The sequence below is a fragment of the Prevotella communis genome, assembly GCF_022024175.1.
Classification (GTDB): Bacteria; Bacteroidota; Bacteroidia; order Bacteroidales; family Bacteroidaceae; genus Prevotella; species Prevotella communis.
In genome coordinates this window covers 3404475-3423192 of record NZ_CP091794.1, presented here as the reverse complement: position 1 = coordinate 3423192, position 18718 = coordinate 3404475, and the positions used below count along the sequence as shown (strand labels likewise).

The window sequence follows — 18718 nt, the reverse complement described above, 5'->3', positions numbered from 1 at the left end:
ATTGCTATATATTGCTTATTTCACATATTCTGCGAAGTCCGTCAGGTGCATGTCGCCCTTACGAGCCAGGGTGTCGTGCATGGCGAAGGCAGCAGTCAGGTTGTGACGTGTCTGTCCCATCTTGGAAATCTTCAGGTAGTCCCACAACAGTTGCTTGTAGTCGGGGTGGGCACAGTTCTCAATGATGCACTCAGCACGCTGGGCAGGGCTCTTGCCACGCAGGTCGGCAACACCCTGTTCGGTAACGATGATGTTCACGTCGTGCTCTGAAGAGTCTTGGTGACTCACGAAGGGTACGATACTTGAGATGACGCCACCCTTGGCGGTAGAAGGACAGGTGAAGATAGAGAGGTAAGCATTGCGGATAAAATCACCGCTACCACCGATACCGTTCATCATCTTCACACCACTGATATGCGTAGAGTTCACGTTGCCGTAGAGATCGGCCTCAATAGCCGTGTTGATGGCGATAACGCCCAGTCGGCGGATCACCTCGGGTGAGTTGGAAATCTCGCTCTGACGCAGCGTCAGGTGATTCTTCATATAGTCCATATTGTCGTAAACCTGCATCAGACAGTCGTTAGACACGGTGAGCGAGCAGGCAGAAGCATCCTTTACACGGCCATTGAGCATCATCTCAATGACTGAGTTCTGAATCACCTCGGTATAGATATTGAAATCGGGCACGTGCTTGTCTTCGCCCAGTGCACCCAGGATCGCGTTGGCAGTAGAACCTACGCCGCTCTGCAGGGGCAGGAACTCCTTGGGGATACGTCCCTTGTGCATCTCCTCTACGAGGAACTCTGCGGTGAGGAAACCAATCTTCTCGGTAACAGGGTCGCTGTCCTTGAAAGCACGGGCCTCGTCGGGGATGTTACATTCTACGACACCTACTACCTTGTCCTTGGGGATAGACACATAGGGCACACCGATACGGTCGCTCACCTTCTCAATCATGATGGGCTTGCGGTAAGGGGGATCAAGGGGTTCATACACGTCGTGGATGAACTTGGCATTGGGGTTGTGGAAACTATTTAATTCCAGAATGACGTGCTTGGCCAGGCGGGCTGCAGTGGGACTGATACCACCTGCGGCAGTCAGATAGACATGATAGTCGTTGCCCACCTCTTCGATGTCACAAACTTCAAGGATAGCCCAGTCCAGATCACCATAGAAACCATAGCGCAGTTCCTGTGCCATGTGGCTCAGGTGCAGGTCGTTATACGGAATCTCACCCAGGTTGACGTGCTTACGGAAATCGGGGTTGGTAGTGTAGGGGGCACGATACTTGATAGCCTGTGCATTGGCCATGTCACCATCGGTGCTCTGACCTGTTGAGGCACCAGTGAAGATGCCAACCTTGAACTCGCGGCCAGCCTCGTGCTCTTTGACGGCAAGCTTGGCCAACTCCTTTGTCGTTGCCTTGGCCACACCAGCGGGTGTGAAACCACTCATGGCAATGTTCTCTCCGTTTTTAATCAATGCTGCAGCCTCGGCTGCTGTGATACGTGTATAAGCCATCTCTGATTTTGTGTATTTTAGGAATAATCTGGCCGCAAAGATACGAAAAAACAAACGAAATGCAAAAGAAATACCTATAATAGTGCAGTTTTTACATTCTTTTTTTGTAATTTTGCACGCAAAATTGAATATAAATTAATGTATCAGAACCTGTTAAGACTTTACACCATTATTTGTCTCTGGGCTATTCGACTGCAATTATGGGCCCAGGAAGAGGGTAGGGATGACCTGCCCTTAGGTCGCAGAGGCGACGATGGTGAGATGCTCTATTCGGAGGAGATGCTGGACTATCAGCCTTTCCATATCAGGTTCTCAGATATCATGATGGTAGTTTTCCTGATTGTCTGCTGCTATGTATTTGGTAAGATTTGGAAGGGATGCACGTATCTGATACTTGCTTTTGCTGCTTTCATGTATTTCTATATGCGATAACTAAACTGGTTTATGAATAGATTGTTTTTGGTATCTGCGCTGTTAGTGTGCTCATTAGGTATGTGGGCACAGGGCGTTGTTCGTGGTAAGGTTCTGGATAAGCAGAACGATGAAGTACTGCAGTTTGTAACTGTGCGTGTAACGGGTGCTGACGGGAAATTGGCAGGTGGCGGTATGACCGATGTGAAAGGCCAGTTCAATATACAGGGTCTTAAAGATGGTGCCTATACACTTGAGATCACCTTGATGGGCTATAAGTCGGCTGTGCGTCGTTTTCAGGTGACTCCCGAGAAACGCAATATTCATTATAACGCTATCTACCTGGCGGAAGACCAGAAGATGCTGAAGGAGGTGCAGGTCACTGGTCAGCGTTCACAGATGAAGCTCGAGGTAGATCGTAAAACCTTCACCGTTGACGAGGTGCTGGCAGCTGCTGGTGGTAGTGTCAGTGACCTGTTGGAGAATATACCTTCGGTAGAGGTGACCACCGATGGTGAGATTTCTCTGCGTGGCAACTCCAGTGTGGAGGTGTGGATCAATGGTAAGAGCAGCGGACTGACCAGCGACAACCGTGCCGAGATTCTGCAGCAGATACCAGCCGAGAGCATTGAGCGTATCGAAGTTATCGACAACCCCAGTGCTAAATATTCACCTGAGGGAACTGCCGGTATTATCAATATCATTCTGAAGCGCGACCGTCGTGCCGGCTATTATGGCTCTGTCCAGACGGGTGTGAACAACCAGAAAGGCTGGAACGTGGGTGGTAACATCAACTATTCCTCCAAGTGGGTGGATGCCTATGCCAATATTGGCTATCGTAAACGTAAGGGTGATGGCGGCAATATGAGCGATCAGCGGTATCGTGCCAGCGCGAGTTCTCCTTTCAACAGCTATCAGTTCAGTGAGGGCGAGAACAATAATAATGGCGGCGGACTCTTTGCACGTGCCGGACTGACTTTCCATCTGAGTGATAACGATGATTTGTCGCTGGGTGGTATGACGATGCAGGGCAACCACTCTAACGACAACCTGACCACTTACGAATATGGTACATTTGGTGCCGACGGTTCTAAGGTGGCCGATCGCAAGCTGCGCCGTCAGACTTGGGGCGATGGTGATCACCATATGTATAATGTGGAACTGTCATACACACACAAGTTCAACGAGAGTGGCACGCACAAGTTGGATGCTATGGTGGAGTTTAATAAATGGAATGGTGACGGCTCAAACGAGTATCTAAACGATACCACGTCGTTATTAACTTCGCTGAGCTCCTATAGCTATCAGTATCGCCCAATGGATATGAACAACCGACACTGGGAGGCTCGTCTTGACTATGAGAACCAGATTAATGAGAACTTTAAGATTGAGGCAGGCTACGAAGGACGTTTCTCGCATGAGAATACGCCGCAGAGCAGTTTTGAGTATGCCAGTGTAGGACAGACCGAGCGACTCTCACCTGCAGATGGGCGTTTGCAGGAGGATCCTTTCTTCTACAACCGCTTTATCTACGACAGTGATATCCATGCCCTCTATGCCACAACCAACATGAAGTTCGGTAAGTTGGGTGTGATGGCTGGCCTGCGTGGTGAATATTGGAAGGTGGATACGAGGAGTATCGACTATTATCAGACGGAGACACCTTTTAAGAAGGACTATTTCCAGCTGTTCCCCTCGCTCTTCCTGAACTACGAACTGACACCTACATCACAGATCCAGTTGAACGTAACCCGTCGTCTGCGTCGTCCCTGGGGCGGACAGCTCAACTCGTTCAAGAATACGCGTGATGCCTCGATGATTGAGTTCGGTAACCCCGAGCTGACACCTGAGTTCACCAATGCCTTCTCGCTGAACTACCTGAAGACATGGGCTGCCCATACGTTGTCTGTAGGTACCTACTATCGTCCTACTACCGACGTGATGCAGCGCATCCGCTATCAGGGCCTCTATGAGGGACAGAACGTGATGTACATGACCAACCTCAACGTGGCTAAGAGTCAAAGCGCCGGTGCCGAGGTGATCCTGAAGGACAAGTTCTTCCGCATCCTCGACCTCACCACCACGCTGAATGCCTACTATTACAAGTTGGATGGCTTCTCTACGGTTGTGGAGAACCAGACCGTGACAGGCGAGGGCAACGAGAACTTTGCATGGGATGCCCGTGTGTTGGCTTCTGTTATCCTGCCTTATAGCATTTCTGTGCAGGCTACGGGCAACTACCGTTCGCGCTCCGTGATTACGCAGGGACACCGCAAGGCTAACGGTTCACTCGACCTGGGCTTGCGTAAGACATTCCTGAATAAGACCTTTGCTTTGGCGCTCAACTGGCGCGACGTGTTCAATACGCGTCAGTTTGAGAACTATACCGAGGGTCCAACATTCTGGCGCCATCAGAAAAACTGGCGCGACCCACGTATCAACCTGCAGTTGACGTGGAACTTTGGAAATATGACAAGAAAGAAGACCGACCGCGATCGTGAAGACGGCCAGGGTGGCAACGATGAGGAGAATACCTTTGGCGGCGGAGGCGGTGGCTTCGATGAGTAACAATTAAAATTCACTATGAAGACATTTGAAGAATTAGGCGTGAGCGTAGAGATACGCCGAGCCATTGAAGAGATGGGATTCGTACAGCCAATGCCTGTACAAGAAGAAGTAATCCCAAGACTACTAACCAGTAAGCGCGATATGATTGCGCTGGCACAGACAGGTACAGGTAAGACGGCATCATTTGGCATTCCTTTGCTGATGCGCCTTGAGGAAACCTTAAACCTCAAAACTCAAGACTCAAACCTTCCACAGGCTTTGGTGTTGAGTCCTACGCGTGAGCTCTGCTTACAGATTGCCGATGATTTGCGCGATTTCTCGAAATATATGGAGGGCGTTCATGTGGAGGCCGTCTATGGCGGTGCTGCTATCGAACAGCAGATACGCGCCTTGAAGAAGGGCGCTCAGGTTATCGTGGCTACCCCGGGCCGACTCATTGACCTGAAAAATCGTGGCTATGCCAAACTGGAGAATGTGCGTAATATCGTACTCGATGAGGCCGATGAAATGCTGAATATGGGCTTCTCGGAAGCCATCAACGAGATTTTTGAGTCGCTCCCCGAGGAGCATAGCACGCTGATGTTCTCGGCTACAATGAGCCGCGAGGTAGAGCGCGTGGCCAAGAAATACCTGACTGACTACGAAGAGGTGGTGGTAGGTTCGCGTAACGAGGGTGCCGAGAGCGTGAATCATATCTATTATATGGTGCAGGCCAAGGATAAGTATCTGGCCTTGAAGCGCATTGTTGACTATTATCCCAAGATTTTCGCTATTATCTTCTGCCGTACCAAACTGGAGACGCAGGAGATAGCAGATAAACTGATTCGTGACGGCTATAATGCAGAGTCGTTGCATGGCGACCTCTCGCAGCAGCAGCGCGACCTTACGATGCAGAAATTCCGTCAGCACCTCACACAACTTCTTGTGGCTACCGATGTGGCAGCCCGAGGATTGGATGTGGACGACCTGACGCATGTCATCAACTTTGGTTTGCCCGATGATATCGAGAGTTATACCCACCGTTCCGGTCGTACGGGTCGTGCTGGTAAGAAGGGCACCAGTATCTCTATCGTTCACTCAAAGGAGAAACACAAGATTCGTGATATCGAGAAGATTATCGGTAAGAAATTCATAGAAACGCCCATTCCATCGGCCGAGGAGATTTGTAAGAAACAGCTCTATAAGGTGATGGACCAGATTGTGAAGACTGATGTCAACGACGATGAAATCGCACCTTTCCTGCAGGATATCAGTCGTTACTTTGAATTTATCGACAAGGACGAACTCATTAAGAAGATTGTGTCGCTGGAGTTTGGTAAGTTCCTGGCTTACTATGCTGATGCCCCCGAGATTGAGGCACCTGTCAGGGAAAAGGAGAAGAAACCCCAGAGCGACCGCGAGAAGCGCATGAACAAGGCTCAGAAGGGCTTCAAGCGTCTCTTCATCAACCTGGGTAAGAAGGATGGCTTCTTCCCTGGCGTGCTGATGCAGACGCTCAACCGTTACGTAGGAGGCCGCCAGGAGGTAGGACATATCGACCTGCTCGACACCATCTCATATTTTGAGGTACCTGAGAAGGATGCCCGTAAGGTGATGACGCAACTCACCGGTATCCGTTACAAGGGTCGTACCGTGCGTTGTAATTCGGAGGACGACAAGCAGACGAATAATCCTGCACCAGCCAAGAGAAAGATGAAGAAGGACGACTGGCGTGCGTTGATGAACAATAACTCGCCCCGTGTGGACTTTAAGGGTGAAATACCCGATTTCAGCGAAGAGGGTTGGGCTCGCAGGAAACCGAAGAAAAGGAAATAATAGAAATAAAAGAAAAAGAGAGGGCTGACCTCTCTTTTCTTTTATATATAAGTACTACGCTTTCTTTAGAACTTATACTCTACGAAGGCCTCCATGGCTTCATAGCAAGCCAGTCCGAGGTCGTCGTAGAGTTTGGCAGTAGCACGGTTGCGATCCTCTGCGCGTTGCCAGAACAGGCGCTCGTCATTGCCTAGGAATGGGGCACTCTCCATCTGACTCTGATGGCGCAGGATGGCGTTGCGTTTCTCACGCAGTTCTTCGGGACTCATGGGTACACACATCTCTATATTCTCTATCTCCCATTCCGACCATGCACCGCGATACATCCACACCCTGCAGTCGTGGAGCCATTCTGCACCCGCCTGCTTCTCTTCGTCGATGGCAGCCAGCACGGCATCCGTACATACCCGATGCGTCCCGTGTGGGTCGGCCAGGTCGGCGGCTACGTATATCTGGTGCGGTTTTATCTGCTGCAGCAGTTCCTGAATGATGTGCACGTCACGCTCTGTCATCGGCAGTTTCTCTATCTTTCCGCTCTCGTAGAAAGGCAGGTCGAGGAAGTGGATATGGTCTTTCTTGATACCGTTGTATCCGCAGGCATTGCGTGCCTCGCCTCTTCGTATCAGTCCTTTCACGGTCAGCACATCACGATTATCGAGGTCGCCCTCTTGCTTCCGTTTGATGAATCCCAGCACTTCGTCGGAATAGTGTTTGATGATGTCATCGCTGCCATTGGCAAATTTCTCATTAAAGGCACGCAGGAAATGCATATAGAGCCTCACCTCCTCGTCTGCCACCGCAATATTACCGGAAGTCTCGTAAGCTACATGTACGTCGTGTCCTTGCTGTTTCAGGCGACGGATAGTGCCTCCCATTGAGATGACATCATCATCCGGATGCGGCGAGAACACGATAACCCGCTTGGGGTAGGGCAATGCACGCTCCGGTCGTGTAGAGTCGTCTGCGTTTGGTTTACCTCCTGGCCATCCCGTAATCGTATGCTGCAGGATATTGAACACGGCAATATTTACCAGTCCTGCCGACCCGTATTCCTTCACATAGTGTTCCAGACCATTATCCACATAATCCTTCGTAGAAAGTTTCAGTACAGGTTTGCCTGTCTTGAGGCAGAGTGCTATCACATCACTTCGCAACTTGCGGTCAGCGATATGGTCGAAATTAATCGTAGTTGTCAGATTTAGGTTCATTGCCATTGTATATAGATTATTTTGCGAAGGTACGTGTTACGCTATTCTGTAATCATCGTGCCATGCTGACCATCGATAGCCGTGGCTTTGGTGATAATAACGCGCTGCACGCCAGCATCGATGGCGGCAAGGGCGTTCTCTATCTTGGGTAGCATACCTCCACTGATGGTGCCGTCGGCTTTGTAGGCCTCGAAGTCGGCATGGTTGATGGTGGCAATCACGGAGTTGTCATCATCAGCATTGCGCAAGACGCCTGGCTTCTCGAACGCGTAAATCAGGGTGACGTCGTAACCTGCTACTGCCATGGCCTTAGCAGTCTCAGAAGCCATCGTGTCGGCATTGGTGTTGAGCATGTGTCCCTGTCCGTCGTGGGTAAGCGGTGCTACAACGGGAATCAGTCCTGCGTCGATGAAATGGGATAGTTTTGCGCCTGATGCCTGCTTCACGTCGCCCACGTAACCATAGTCAACAGGTACGCCGTTGACCATCTTCACGGGGCGCTTCTGAGAGAGCAGGATATTCGCATCGGCACCCGTCAGACCGATGGCATCGCACCCAAGTGCCTGCAAACGGGCTACCACATTCTTATTAACCAGTCCGCCATAAACCATGGTGACCACTTCCAGCATATCGGCATCGGTGATACGGCGCCCGTCCACCATTTTGGTCTCGATGCCCAGTCGCTCGGCTATCTTTGTGGCTCTGCGGCCACCGCCGTGAACCAGTATCTTCGGTCCCTGAATAGCGGTGAAATCGTGTAAAAGTTGTGTGAGCTGTGCCTCGTCCTCAACGACGGCACCTCCTACTTTGATAACGGTCAATGATGGTTTCATGTCGGATTCAATGTGATTAATATAATGGATAAATTATAGTGACCAAGCCTAGTGCCACGGTGAGTAGCACAATATGCATCACAATACCCAGACGGGCAAAGTCGGTGAACTTAAACGAACCTGGACCGTAGATGAGCATGTGGGTGTTGCTGCCTATGGGCGAGGCAAAACTGATGGTGACACTGAGCATCAGTGATATGATAAACGGCATGGGATTGCAGCCAAGCATCTCAGCCTGCTGGTACATGATGGGGAAGAACACGGCACTGGAACCTACGTCGCTCACAAACTCACTGACGACAGAGGCCAGGATACACATCACCGCCATGACGACATACGGATTATTGCCGCATAGCTGTAACACCTGGTGGGCTATGGTGTCGGCCACGCCCGTCTTGGTGATGGCCACCGAGAATACCACCGTGGCGCCCAGGATGAGCAACAGCTCCCATTCTATATATTTGGTCACGCCCGTGATGCGACAGCAACCGAAAATCATCATCAGTCCTGCGGCAAACATGGTAGAAGCCATCAGAGGCAGCAGGTGGAACGATGAAATCAGGAACATCAAGACCAGGATAATGGCTGAGGTGATGGTCTTCTTGCCCAACTGCGGCACGAAATGACTATCAAAGAAAGTCACCTTTCCACGGTTGTTCTGTTCCAACGCACGGTCATCATTGGGTGGACATTCCAGTAGCAGCGAGTCGCCAGCCTCCAGACGAATCTCACGCGGCTGTCCGTTGACACGGTTACCCTGGCGCGCCACAGCCACGAGGGCCACGTTGTTTTTCTGTTCGAAATGACACTCTGACATTGAGCGGCCTATCAGAGAACTGCCGAAGTTGACGTAGGCAGTGCGCATCTTTCGCTTGGTATCGATATCATTGATACTCCACACATGATGATCGGCAGCAGCCAATCCGTGTGTGCGTTTCAGTTCAAGAATCTCGTTAATCTGTCCGGCATAAATCAGACGGTCGCCTCCCAGCACCCATTCATCCTTGGGCACAGGCATGATAATTTCCCGATCAAATCGGACAATTTCGAGGAGTGTACCACCCTTGACGTTCATCAGTCCGGCCTCTTCTACGGTATTTCCCACCGCAGGATTATCTGTTGGAACCAGCAGTTCCACGGTATAGTCGCTGGTGGTCTCAAACGACTCCTCAGCCGTTTTGCGCGATGGGATATAATGCTGCATGATAATCACCAGCAAGATACCCACGACAGTCACGATGAGACCAGGAAGTAGTGGTTCGAAGATGTGCATGGAGTGGCCCGTCTTATTCAGGTAAAGACCGGCTACCACCAGATTGGAAGAGTTGCCCAGCAACGTGCACATACCACCAAGGGTGGCGGCATAGCTCAGGGGTAATAATAGTTTGGAGGGCGAGACATTCAGTTTGCGTGACCATATCTTCACCGCATCGATGAAGAGCGCCACCACATTGACCGAGTTAAGCAGAGCCGACAAGATACTGGTGGGCACCATCAGTCGTAGTAGCGCATTGTTGTAGTTCTTCGGGTCGCCCAGCACATGCTTGGTGAGCCAATAGAGCACACCCGTCTGCATCAGTCCTGCAATAATCACAAAGAAGGCAGCATGCACCACAACAGGTTCACTACCAAATCCCGCCATACCTTCCTCCTCCGTGACGACACCCGTCACCAGCAATACCGTCAGGGCCCCCAGAAAGGCTACCTCGGCAGGTATATGGGATCGGGCCATCACCACAAAGATGCTGATCACTGTCATGATAGTGATCCAGGCATTGACGCTCAATCCGAGTATATACCAGTCGCTAAATATCTCCATCATCTTACCTCTTACCTCCCATTACTGCTCCAGATAGGTATATCCGTAGAGTCCGCTGCGATAGTTGCTTAGGAATTCCTTGCCTTCTTCGAGCGAAATCTTTCCTTCCTTCACACTCTTAGACACCCATATCTCCAACTGGCGTACCAGTTTCTTGGGGTTGTACTGCACGTATTCCAGCACCTCGGCCACGGTCTCGCCGTCGAAAATCTGGTCGATGTGGTAGTGACCATCCTTCACCGATACGTGGACAGCGGTCGTGTCGCCAAAGAGGTTGTGCATATCGCCCAGGATCTCCTGATAGGCACCCACGAGGAACACGCCCAGATAGTAGGTCTCGTTCTTCTTCAGCGCATGGACGGGCAGCGAGTGCGAGTTATGGCGGTTGGTCACGAAGTTCACCACCTTACCGTCGCTGTCGCAGGTGATATCCTGCAGCGTGGCATTACGCGTAGGACGCTCGTCGAGTCGCTGGATAGGCATGATGGGGAACATCTGGTCGATAGCCCATGAGTCGGGCAGGCTCTGGAACAGTGAGAAGTTGCAGAAATACTTGTCAGCCAGCAACTTATCGATATTCATCAGTTCCTCTGGGATATGCTTCAGGTTCTTCGCCAGCGCGTTGATCTCATGACAAACGCTCCAGTACATCGCCTCAATCTCAGCACGTGTCTTCAAATCCACGATACCATGCGAGAAGAGGTCAAGCACCTCCTCACGAATCTGTTCGGCATCGTGCCAGTCTTCCAGCACATTACGGGGGGAGAGGTTATCCCAGATCTCATAGAGGTCCTTCACCAGCTGGTGACTGTTCTCGTCGGGTTCAAACTCCTCGGGCATCTCGGGCAGTGAGGCCGTCTCCAGCACATCGATGACCAGCACAGAGTGGTGGGCAGCCAGCGAGCGTCCGCTCTCCGTGATGATGTTGGGGTGGGGGATATTGTTCTTGTTGGCCGCCTCCACAAAGGTGTAGATACAGTCGTTCACATACTCCTGAATCGAGTAGTTCACCGAACTCTCACTCGAGGGAGAGCGCGTACCGTCATAGTCCACACCCAGACCACCGCCACAATCCACGAAATCCACGTTATAGCCCATCTTATGCAGTTGGATATAGAACTGTGAAGCCTCGCGCAGGGCCGTCTGGATACGACGTATCTTGGTAATCTGCGAACCGATATGGAAGTGAATCAGGCGCAGACAGTCGCGCATACCTTTCTTGTCGAGCATCTCCAGCGCTTCAAGCAGTTCGGCACTGGTCAGTCCGAACTTAGAGGCATCGCCGCCGCTCTCTTCCCACTTGCCACTGCCACTGGAAGCCAGTTTGATGCGGATACCGATATTAGGACGCACGTTCAACTGCTTAGCCACGCGGGCAATGATATCCAGTTCGTTCAGCTTCTCCACCACGATGAAGATCTGCTTGCCCATCTTCTGTGCCAGCAGGGCCAGTTCGATATAGCTCTCATCCTTGTAGCCGTTACATACGATGATAGAGTCGCTCTGACACTGTACGGCGATGACGGCGTGCAGCTCAGGCTTGGAACCGGCCTCTACGCCCAGGTTGAACTTACGTCCGTGAGAGATAATCTCCTCGACCACGGGCTGCATCTGGTTCACCTTGATGGGATAGACCACGTAGTTCTCACCCTTGTAGTCGTATTCCTTGGCCGCCTTCTTGAAGCAGCTCCAGGTCTTCTCGATACGGTTGTCCAGGATATCGGGGAAACGCAGTAGTACGGGGGCTGTCACGTCGCGTAGCGACAGTTCGTCCATCACCTCGCGCAGGTCAATCTGCACCTCGTCCTTGCTGGGCGTCACATAGACATCACCCTTGTCGTTGATACCAAAGTAACTCGTGCCCCATCCGTTGATGTTGTACAACTCGCGGGCATCATCTAAGGTCCATTTCTTCATAGTTCCAGTAATTCGCGGAGTTTCTCTATTGTGATTTTTATTTTGTCGTAATTATCCATGAGGCTCACGTCAACCGTGTAGCGTGCCTTGTTGTAGTAGGGCTCGCGCTTCTCCAGCTGTTCGCGGATGAAGGTAATCAGTTCCTCCTTACTCTTGCCCTTGAGCAGCGGACGCTCGCCCTTGCCCATCAGCAGGTGCTTGTAGAGCACTTCCGGCGAGGCCTTCAGGTAAACCACCTGTCCCTGCCCGTTCATATAGTCGATATTATCGAAGAAGCAGGGCGTGCCACCGCCACAGCTGATGATGACATCCTCAAATTCTGCTACCTCGTGCAGCATGTTATGCTCTATCTGGCGGAAGCCCTCCTCGCCCACTTCGGCAAAGATCTCCGACACCGTCTTGCGCCTGCGGTTCTCGATATACCAGTCCAGGTCATAGAACGGGATGTCCAGTTCCTTGGCGAGTGCCTTGCCTACGGTCGTCTTGCCGGCTCCCATGTAGCCTATGAGGATAATCCTTTTCATAAACCTCAGTTCTTAAATCTCAAACCTCAAATCTCAATCCTCAATTCTTGTTGATGATCTTCATGCACTCGTCGTAGGTCAGTTCCCTGGCCTTCTCGTGCAGGTTCTTGGGCAGACGGTAGTTGGTACCGTCGTAAGCCAGGTAGGGACCGTATCGACCGTTGAGCACCGTCAGCTTACTGTCTTCCTTGAACGTCTTCAGCAGCTTCTGAGCCTCCTGCTTGCGCTTGTCCTCAATCAGTTTCACGGCATCGGCAATACCGATGGTCAGCGGGTCGGCGTCCTTGGGCAGAGAGGTGTATACTTTCTTGTGGAGCACGTAGGCGCCAAAGCGACCTGTACCGATGGTGACAGGCTCACCCTCAAACTGGCCCAGCATGCGGGGCAGCTTAAAGAGTTCCAGTGCCTGCTCCAGTGTGACGGTCTCCAGACTCAGTTCCTTGGGCAGGTGGGCAAACTGTGGCTTCTCCTCGTCCTCGGCCGAACCAATCTGTACCAGCGGACCGAAACGGCCAATCTTCACGAAGACGGGCTTGCCGCTCTTGGGGTCGATACCCAGCTGGCGCTCACCGGCCTTGTGCTCTGAACGGGCGTTCATCGTGCTCTCCACCACGGGCTCGAAGTCCTTGTAGAAACGCTTCATCATCTTGTCCCACAGTACCTTGCCTTCTGCAATCTTATCGAAGTCCTGCTCCACCTTAGCCGTGAAGTTATAGTCCATGATCGTAGGGAAATGCTCCATCAGGAAGTCGTTCACCACCGTACCGATATCCGTAGGCATCAGCTTACCCTTGTCGGCACCGGTCATCTCGGTGCGCTGCTTCTGTGATATCTGCTTACCCCTCAGGGTGATGATGGCATAGTTGTGCTCCTCGCCCTTCTTGTCACCCTTCACCACGTATTCACGCTGCTGGATGGTGCTGATGGTAGGTGCATAGGTAGAAGGACGGCCGATTCCCAGTTCCTCCAGCTTATGTACCAATGAGGCTTCCGTATAGCGCTGAGGTCCCTGACTGTTGCGCTCTGTAGCGACGATGTCGCGACGTGTCAGTTCCATGCCCTTCTTCAAAGGAGGCAGGATGTGTCCCTGCTCGTCCTTGTTGTCGTCATCGTCGTCAACAGACTCGCGGTAAACCTTCAGGAAACCGTCGAACTTCACCACTTCGCCGCTGGCCACGAACTGCTCGTCGCTGGTGCTGATGCTGATGGTGACGGTGGTCTTCTCTATCTCGGCATCTGCCATCTGGCAGGCCAGGGTGCGCTTCCAGATGAGGTCATACAGGCGCTTCTCCTGTACGGTACCCTCAATCGTGGTCTGGTCCATGTAGGTAGGACGGATGGCTTCGTGCGCCTCCTGGGCACCCTTTGAACTGGTGTGATACTGGCGCACCTTGCTGTACTGCTCGCCATACAGCTGTCCGATCTCCTCCTTCGTGGCGTTGATGCACAGGCTGCTCAGGTTCACAGAGTCCGTACGCATGTACGTGATGCGTCCGTTTTCATAGAGGTGTTGTGCCACCATCATCGTCTGACTCACGGTGTAGCCCAACTTACGTGCGGCTTCCTGCTGCAGGGTAGAGGTGGTGAATGGGGGCGCAGGCGTGCGCTTCATGGGCTTCTTCTGGATAGCCTCTACGGTGAAGGTGGCATCCTTGCATTTGTTCAGGAACGCCATCACTTCCTCCTCGGTCTTGAAACGCTGGCCCAGCGTGGCCTTCACCTCCGTCATTGAACCGTCGGGGTTGGCAATGGCGAAGACACCGCTCACGTTGTAGTATGTCTCGCTCTTGAAGGCCTGTATCTCGCGCTCACGCTCTACGATAAGACGTACGGCAACACTCTGCACACGACCGGCAGAGAGGGCGGGCTTCACCTTGCGCCACAGCACGGGCGACAACTTGAAACCTACCAGACGGTCGAGCACACGACGGGCCTGCTGGGCATTCACCAGGTTCATGTCCAGCGTGCGCGGATGCTCGATGGCATCAAGGATAGCGGGTTTGGTAATCTCGTGGAACACGATACGCTTGGTCTTCTCCTCATCCAGTCCCAGCACCTCACACAGGTGCCATGAAATAGCTTCTCCCTCGCGGTCTTCATCGGATGCGAGCCATACCTGACCGGCTTTCTTGGCCTGGTTCTTCAGTTCACTGACCAGTTTCTTCTTCTCATCGGGAATCTCGTATTCGGGTTCCAGGGTGGTGTCGTTGATACTTAACTCTTTCTTCTTCAGGTCGCGGATATGTCCGTAACTAGACATGACTTTATAGTCCTCGCCAAGAAATTTCTCAATCGTCTTGGCCTTGGCGGGTGACTCCACAATCACAAGATTTTTCTGCATAATTTTGCTTGTTATGATAATTTGGGGTGCAAAAGTAAACAAAAAGTTTGCTACCACCTTATATATATAGGAGATTTTTTGTTTTCTTAACGATTGGGCGCAAGAAAATTCACTTTAAATGTGGCACACATCCTTGGATGTGGACGGGCAGGGCTTGTGTTTTCACATGATTCCTGGTTACTTCCACCTTCACCACGCAGGCTTGGCTGTTCAGCGGCTTCTGCTGGTCAAAGATGAAGTTGCCGATGCTGTAGTAGATATCCCGTCCTTTGTAGTGCTCAATGGTTTGCAGGGTGTGGGTATGGTGACATATCAGGGCATCTGCACCGGCATTGATCAGACGGTGGGCATCCAGTCGCTGACTGGGTACGGGCTTCAGGGTGTGCTCGCCTCCCCAGTGGATGGATACGAGAACCACAGCCTGTGGGTCTTTCCGCTTGATGTCACGGATGCGCCCGATAATCTCCTGCGTCCGTTCGGTGTTCACGCAGGGACGGTCGGGTAGGTAGGCAAAATTCTCCAGCGCCATTCCCAGTGAGGCGATGAGCCACACCTTGCGTGGACATGATGTTAGCAGCACCGGTTGTGCCGCTTCTTGCAGATTTTTGCCCATTCCAACGGGTTCCATCCTTGCTTTAAGGATATTTTCCCGGGTGTCTGTGAGTCCTTTTCTGCCTTGGTCTATGCTGTGGTTGTTGGCCAGGTTCAGATGGGTAAAACCGTGCTTTCTCAGTCCGTCCAACCATTCTGGTTCTCCACGGAAGATGAAGCGCTTCTGTACGGGTGCCTTGATTCTCGTGGCCGGGCATTCCAGATTGCCCACCACCACCTGCGCAGCTCGGAAGAGCGAGTCTGTCTTGCGGGTGAAGAGGTAGTCGGTGCCGTGGCGCTCGATGACTTTCCGCACACCGCGGTCTAAAAGGATGTCGCCGGTGAAGAGGAGGCAGGTTTTACTAGTTTCACCAGTTGAACTAGTCTGACTAGTGGCACTAGTGAAACTAGCCAGGCTAGCAACCAGTGCTATAAAATACGCTCTCATTATCTACAGGCGTCTTTTCCAAGGGCACGGTAACCGGGGTCATCCATTCTGGCACGCCCGATCGGGGGTGACGCTCCAGGTACTCCTGCCATTCCTCGTCGTTGAGGCGCTGGTCGTCGATGGAACGCTGGAACTCACGATACGAGAACACGGCACCGCGGGTGAGCCACAGGTATCCGCCAATCTCCACCACGACATAGATTTCATCGGCATCACCGACAGCCTCGTAGAGGATACTCTTGTTGGGGTTGTTGTCGGCATTGGCGGTATAGACATCAGCCACCAGCGCCACCTTGCGGTCGGGCCCCTGAATGGCTTCCCAGTCCCAGAGCTCGTGCTCGCTGTCGCGCAACAGTTCCAGCGACATGTTCTCAAACTTCGCACCGATATACTCCAGTTCATCGTACTCCACGTCTTTCAGTACCTCGCCCCTCAGTTCCTTCTTGCTAATAGCCAACAGGAACTCGGCCTCTTCGATGAGCTGTTCGTTGACATTGACAATCTTCTCTGTAAGCAGGTTGTGGGTGCGCAGTATCTTCTTGTGCTCCTTCAATAGGTCGATAGCCTTCTGCCAGAACCGGATATTCGGTTCCACATAGCCCTTGACGATGGGGTCGGGAGGACCTGCACCGCCGCACTCGGCACCCATGGGCTGCTTGGCATACAGAATGGCATCATGCTTCAGTTCGCTCCATGAGCCCAGCATCGCATTCAGCGATTTCTTGTCCCATTCGGGCGAGAGCATGAAATAAGGTGCATGCTGAGGCTTGTCGATGACGGTCTTCAGCGCACTCATCCACTGGGTTGCGGCATTCTCCTCCCACTTAATCTCGTTCATGCGCTTCTTCATCCGCTTCAGGTTGCTGGTGTACTTGCTCCAGCGGTCGGGCTCGTTCAGTTCGTCCATGAGTATCTTCTCAGCAGCGCTGACGCCCATCGCGGCAAACACGTCCAGACCCTTGGGCGCTTCGCGCTTGGTGGTCTCTGTCTCGTAATCCACCATCTCCTGCAGCACCTCGGCATCGGGCTGGTAGCGCTGGGGCATCAGGCGCACCTTGTTTCTGCTTGTACGTAGGAACTTTGGACGGATGCGTGTTTGTTTTTCGGCGATTTCATCGATCTTTTTGCAGAGTTTCCTGAAGTCGGGCTCTTGCTGGTGCAACTGCCAAACCTGCAGAATGCTCACGTCGTCGGGTTGCCCCATGAGGTAGGTCATGGGCTCTGTCAGCGCCTGATAGAGTTTCGTCATTTTGGTGTCACGACCAATGAGTTGGGCCAGCAGCAGTGCTTTTTTCATGTCCTCTTCCTTGTCGGTCTGGAAGGGTACGGTCTGCAGCCACATCATGGTGCGGAAGTAGCGGCCTAACGTCTCGTTGCGGGTATAGTGGCCGCGCGGGCGGAACAGACTGTAGTTGAACATAGCATCAGTATAACCCATGAACTCCGACATGTCGTCCTCGCTCTTCATGACCTTTTCATATTCCGTTTGTGCCGTTTCATCGGTGGTTGCAAGTCGTCCGTTCAGCAGGGCGTTGGCCACGGTGAAATAGGTGGAGAGCCATTGCTCTGTTGGGTCGTCGTTTTCTGTTGATACCTTCTTGCGGGCCTCCTCGCAGAACTCCTTCAGCAAGGGCATGAACTTCTCCTGTTCCACTTCGCGCAGCATGCAGTCGAAATAGAGGTGGTAGAGTTGCAGAAAGAGGTCGGTGGTGACGAAGGCCGGAAATTCGTGGTAGTCGTTCTGCTCGTAGACGTGGAACAGCTGCTGGTGCTGGGCAGGCACGATGGCAAAGCCGTTGCGTCCCAGGTAGTCCCACAGACGCTGGTCTGGATCTTTCAGCAGGGCAGGGTTCACGATGTTTGTGATGTTCACCTTGTCGCCTTCGTTCTCTGACTTGAAGTTCCGTTTGCGCAACTCATCCTCGCGCTGTCTTACACGGTTCACAAAGGCACGCTGCTCGTCGGTATAAGCGATGATTTCCGGCTTGATGCTGGCGTAGTATTCCTCGCGATACGACAGTTCCTCGTTGCGCTCGCCGCCCCAGTAGCCACTGTTCTGGTCGTAGTAGTCCTCGTTCTCGCTGAATTCCCACATCAGCGAGTCGTACCATGTTGTCGAACAATAGACGCTGCGGATATAGGAGTCCTCAAAAGGATAACCCTTCTGTGCCAGGAACACATTCTCCAGGATGCGCAAGTCGCTGAGCGACAGGCCCGTGATATCCATGTTGAGGTCCACGCTGTCGCGCAGGCTCTCCACGTCGAGCGTGCTCACCGGTGCCGTCTGCTCCTTGGTGGCACAACCTGCCAGCAGCAGCCCAGAAAGGATAAAGGAAGCTATTCTCTTCATAGATTAAATTGTTTTATGGCGTTCTTTTGATTGGTATTCTTGACGATAAACCGTTTGAAGGCCGGTCCGAAGTCCTTCCACTCATAGTCTATCACGGCATATTTTCCCTTTCCATCGGTCTCCAATGCCCTGATGCACCCGTCCACAAAACGGAAGTCCACCAACTCGGCACCCAGTCGTGAACCCAGCCACAGCGGACGCACCTTCCCATCTACCTGTTTGAAGATGAAGATACGGCGTGCTACCTCCTGATGAAATCGGGTGTTTTTGACGACACCCACCAAGGCGTCGATACTTCCGTCGCCATCCACATCACCTGTGCAGAAGCGGTACACTGGGTAGGGCAGCCGCCAATCGTTCAGCCAGTAGAGA

At 52.4% G+C, this 18718-nt stretch carries 12 protein-coding genes and 1 pseudogene; 3 read left to right on the top strand and 10 right to left on the bottom strand.

All coding sequences use genetic code 11. From position 1 onward, the window contains the following. Positions 1-15: 15 nt before the first annotated feature. Entirely contained in the window at positions 16-1521 is a 1506-nt protein-coding gene (locus L6466_RS13710) for a butyryl-CoA:acetate CoA transferase (RefSeq protein ID WP_237794168.1), read from the bottom strand. Positions 1522-1659: 138 nt separating this feature from the next. Here L6466_RS13710 and L6466_RS13705 point away from each other — a divergent pair, with 138 nt between their 5' ends. From L6466_RS13705 to L6466_RS13695, 3 genes are read left to right on the top strand one after another with little or no spacing between them, the layout of a single operon-like run. Continuing rightward, a complete protein-coding gene (locus tag L6466_RS13705) occupies positions 1660-1953 on the top strand; it encodes a hypothetical protein (RefSeq protein ID WP_091853956.1) in 294 nt (97 codons plus the stop codon). Positions 1954-1965: 12 nt separating this feature from the next. Further along, positions 1966-4500 carry a TonB-dependent receptor gene (locus L6466_RS13700; protein ID WP_237802510.1) on the top strand — a complete coding sequence of 845 codons (2535 nt, stop codon included), beginning with the start codon at positions 1966-1968 and terminating at the stop codon, positions 4498-4500. A 15-nt stretch (positions 4501-4515) separates the two neighbouring features. Continuing rightward, the gene (locus L6466_RS13695; protein ID WP_237802511.1) at positions 4516-6315 is read left to right on the top strand and encodes a DEAD/DEAH box helicase; all 1800 of its coding nucleotides are present in this window, start codon (positions 4516-4518) and stop codon (positions 6313-6315) included. Positions 6316-6380: 65 nt separating this feature from the next. Here L6466_RS13695 and L6466_RS13690 read toward each other — a convergent pair. From L6466_RS13690 to L6466_RS13650, 9 genes and pseudogenes are all read right to left on the bottom strand, one after another. Then, positions 6381-7478: pseudogene (locus L6466_RS13690) on the bottom strand (PIG-L family deacetylase); the annotation flags it as partial. An 86-nt stretch (positions 7479-7564) separates the two neighbouring features. Next, positions 7565-8368 (bottom strand): acetylglutamate kinase, encoded by an 804-nt coding sequence (argB, locus tag L6466_RS13685; protein ID WP_237803576.1) that lies wholly within the window; start codon positions 8366-8368, stop codon positions 7565-7567. Positions 8369-8372: 4 nt separating this feature from the next. Continuing rightward, a complete protein-coding gene (locus L6466_RS13680; RefSeq protein WP_237802512.1) occupies positions 8373-10178 on the bottom strand; it encodes an SLC13 family permease in 1806 nt (601 codons plus the stop codon). 18 nt (positions 10179-10196) lie between these two features. Next, complete coding sequence (speA, locus tag L6466_RS13675) at positions 10197-12092, bottom strand: biosynthetic arginine decarboxylase (RefSeq protein ID WP_091818092.1); 1896 nt, start codon at positions 12090-12092, stop codon at positions 10197-10199. Further along, positions 12089-12616, bottom strand: a complete 528-nt coding sequence (locus tag L6466_RS13670) for a shikimate kinase (RefSeq protein WP_237802513.1) — start codon at positions 12614-12616, stop codon at positions 12089-12091. The genes speA and L6466_RS13670 overlap by 4 nt, the downstream gene beginning before the upstream one ends. Before the next feature lie 40 nt (positions 12617-12656). Continuing rightward, positions 12657-14957, bottom strand: coding sequence for a type I DNA topoisomerase (topA, locus tag L6466_RS13665; protein ID WP_091818088.1), 2301 nt, complete (start codon positions 14955-14957; stop codon positions 12657-12659). A gap of 109 nt (positions 14958-15066) precedes the next feature. Next, the gene (locus L6466_RS13660; protein ID WP_237802514.1) at positions 15067-15996 is read right to left on the bottom strand and encodes a CapA family protein; all 930 of its coding nucleotides are present in this window, start codon (positions 15994-15996) and stop codon (positions 15067-15069) included. Beyond that, positions 15965-18346 (bottom strand): DUF3160 domain-containing protein, encoded by a 2382-nt coding sequence (locus L6466_RS13655; RefSeq protein WP_237802515.1) that lies wholly within the window; start codon positions 18344-18346, stop codon positions 15965-15967. The genes L6466_RS13660 and L6466_RS13655 overlap by 32 nt, the downstream gene beginning before the upstream one ends. Then, positions 18343-18681: a hypothetical protein gene (locus L6466_RS13650; protein ID WP_237802516.1), complete on the bottom strand. Its 339-nt coding sequence runs from the start codon at positions 18679-18681 to the stop codon at positions 18343-18345. The genes L6466_RS13655 and L6466_RS13650 overlap by 4 nt, the downstream gene beginning before the upstream one ends. Positions 18682-18718 lie beyond the last annotated feature (37 nt).

Bases quoted from the DNA above. Each gene is read 5' to 3' on its own strand.
- L6466_RS13710 (WP_237794168.1), bottom strand. From the start codon at position 1,521: ATGGCTTATACACGTATCACAGCAGCCGAGGCTGCAGCATTGATTAAA.
- L6466_RS13705 (WP_091853956.1), top strand. From the start codon at position 1,660: ATGTATCAGAACCTGTTAAGACTTTACACCATTATTTGTCTCTGGGCT.
- L6466_RS13700 (WP_237802510.1), top strand. From the start codon at position 1,966: ATGAATAGATTGTTTTTGGTATCTGCGCTGTTAGTGTGCTCATTAGGT.
- L6466_RS13695 (WP_237802511.1), top strand. From the start codon at position 4,516: ATGAAGACATTTGAAGAATTAGGCGTGAGCGTAGAGATACGCCGAGCC.
- L6466_RS13680 (WP_237802512.1), bottom strand. From the start codon at position 10,178: ATGATGGAGATATTTAGCGACTGGTATATACTCGGATTGAGCGTCAAT.
- speA (WP_091818092.1), bottom strand. From the start codon at position 12,092: ATGAAGAAATGGACCTTAGATGATGCCCGCGAGTTGTACAACATCAAC.
- L6466_RS13670 (WP_237802513.1), bottom strand. From the start codon at position 12,616: ATGAAAAGGATTATCCTCATAGGCTACATGGGAGCCGGCAAGACGACC.
- topA (WP_091818088.1), bottom strand. From the start codon at position 14,957: ATGCAGAAAAATCTTGTGATTGTGGAGTCACCCGCCAAGGCCAAGACG.
- L6466_RS13660 (WP_237802514.1), bottom strand. From the start codon at position 15,996: ATGAGAGCGTATTTTATAGCACTGGTTGCTAGCCTGGCTAGTTTCACT.
- L6466_RS13655 (WP_237802515.1), bottom strand. From the start codon at position 18,346: ATGAAGAGAATAGCTTCCTTTATCCTTTCTGGGCTGCTGCTGGCAGGT.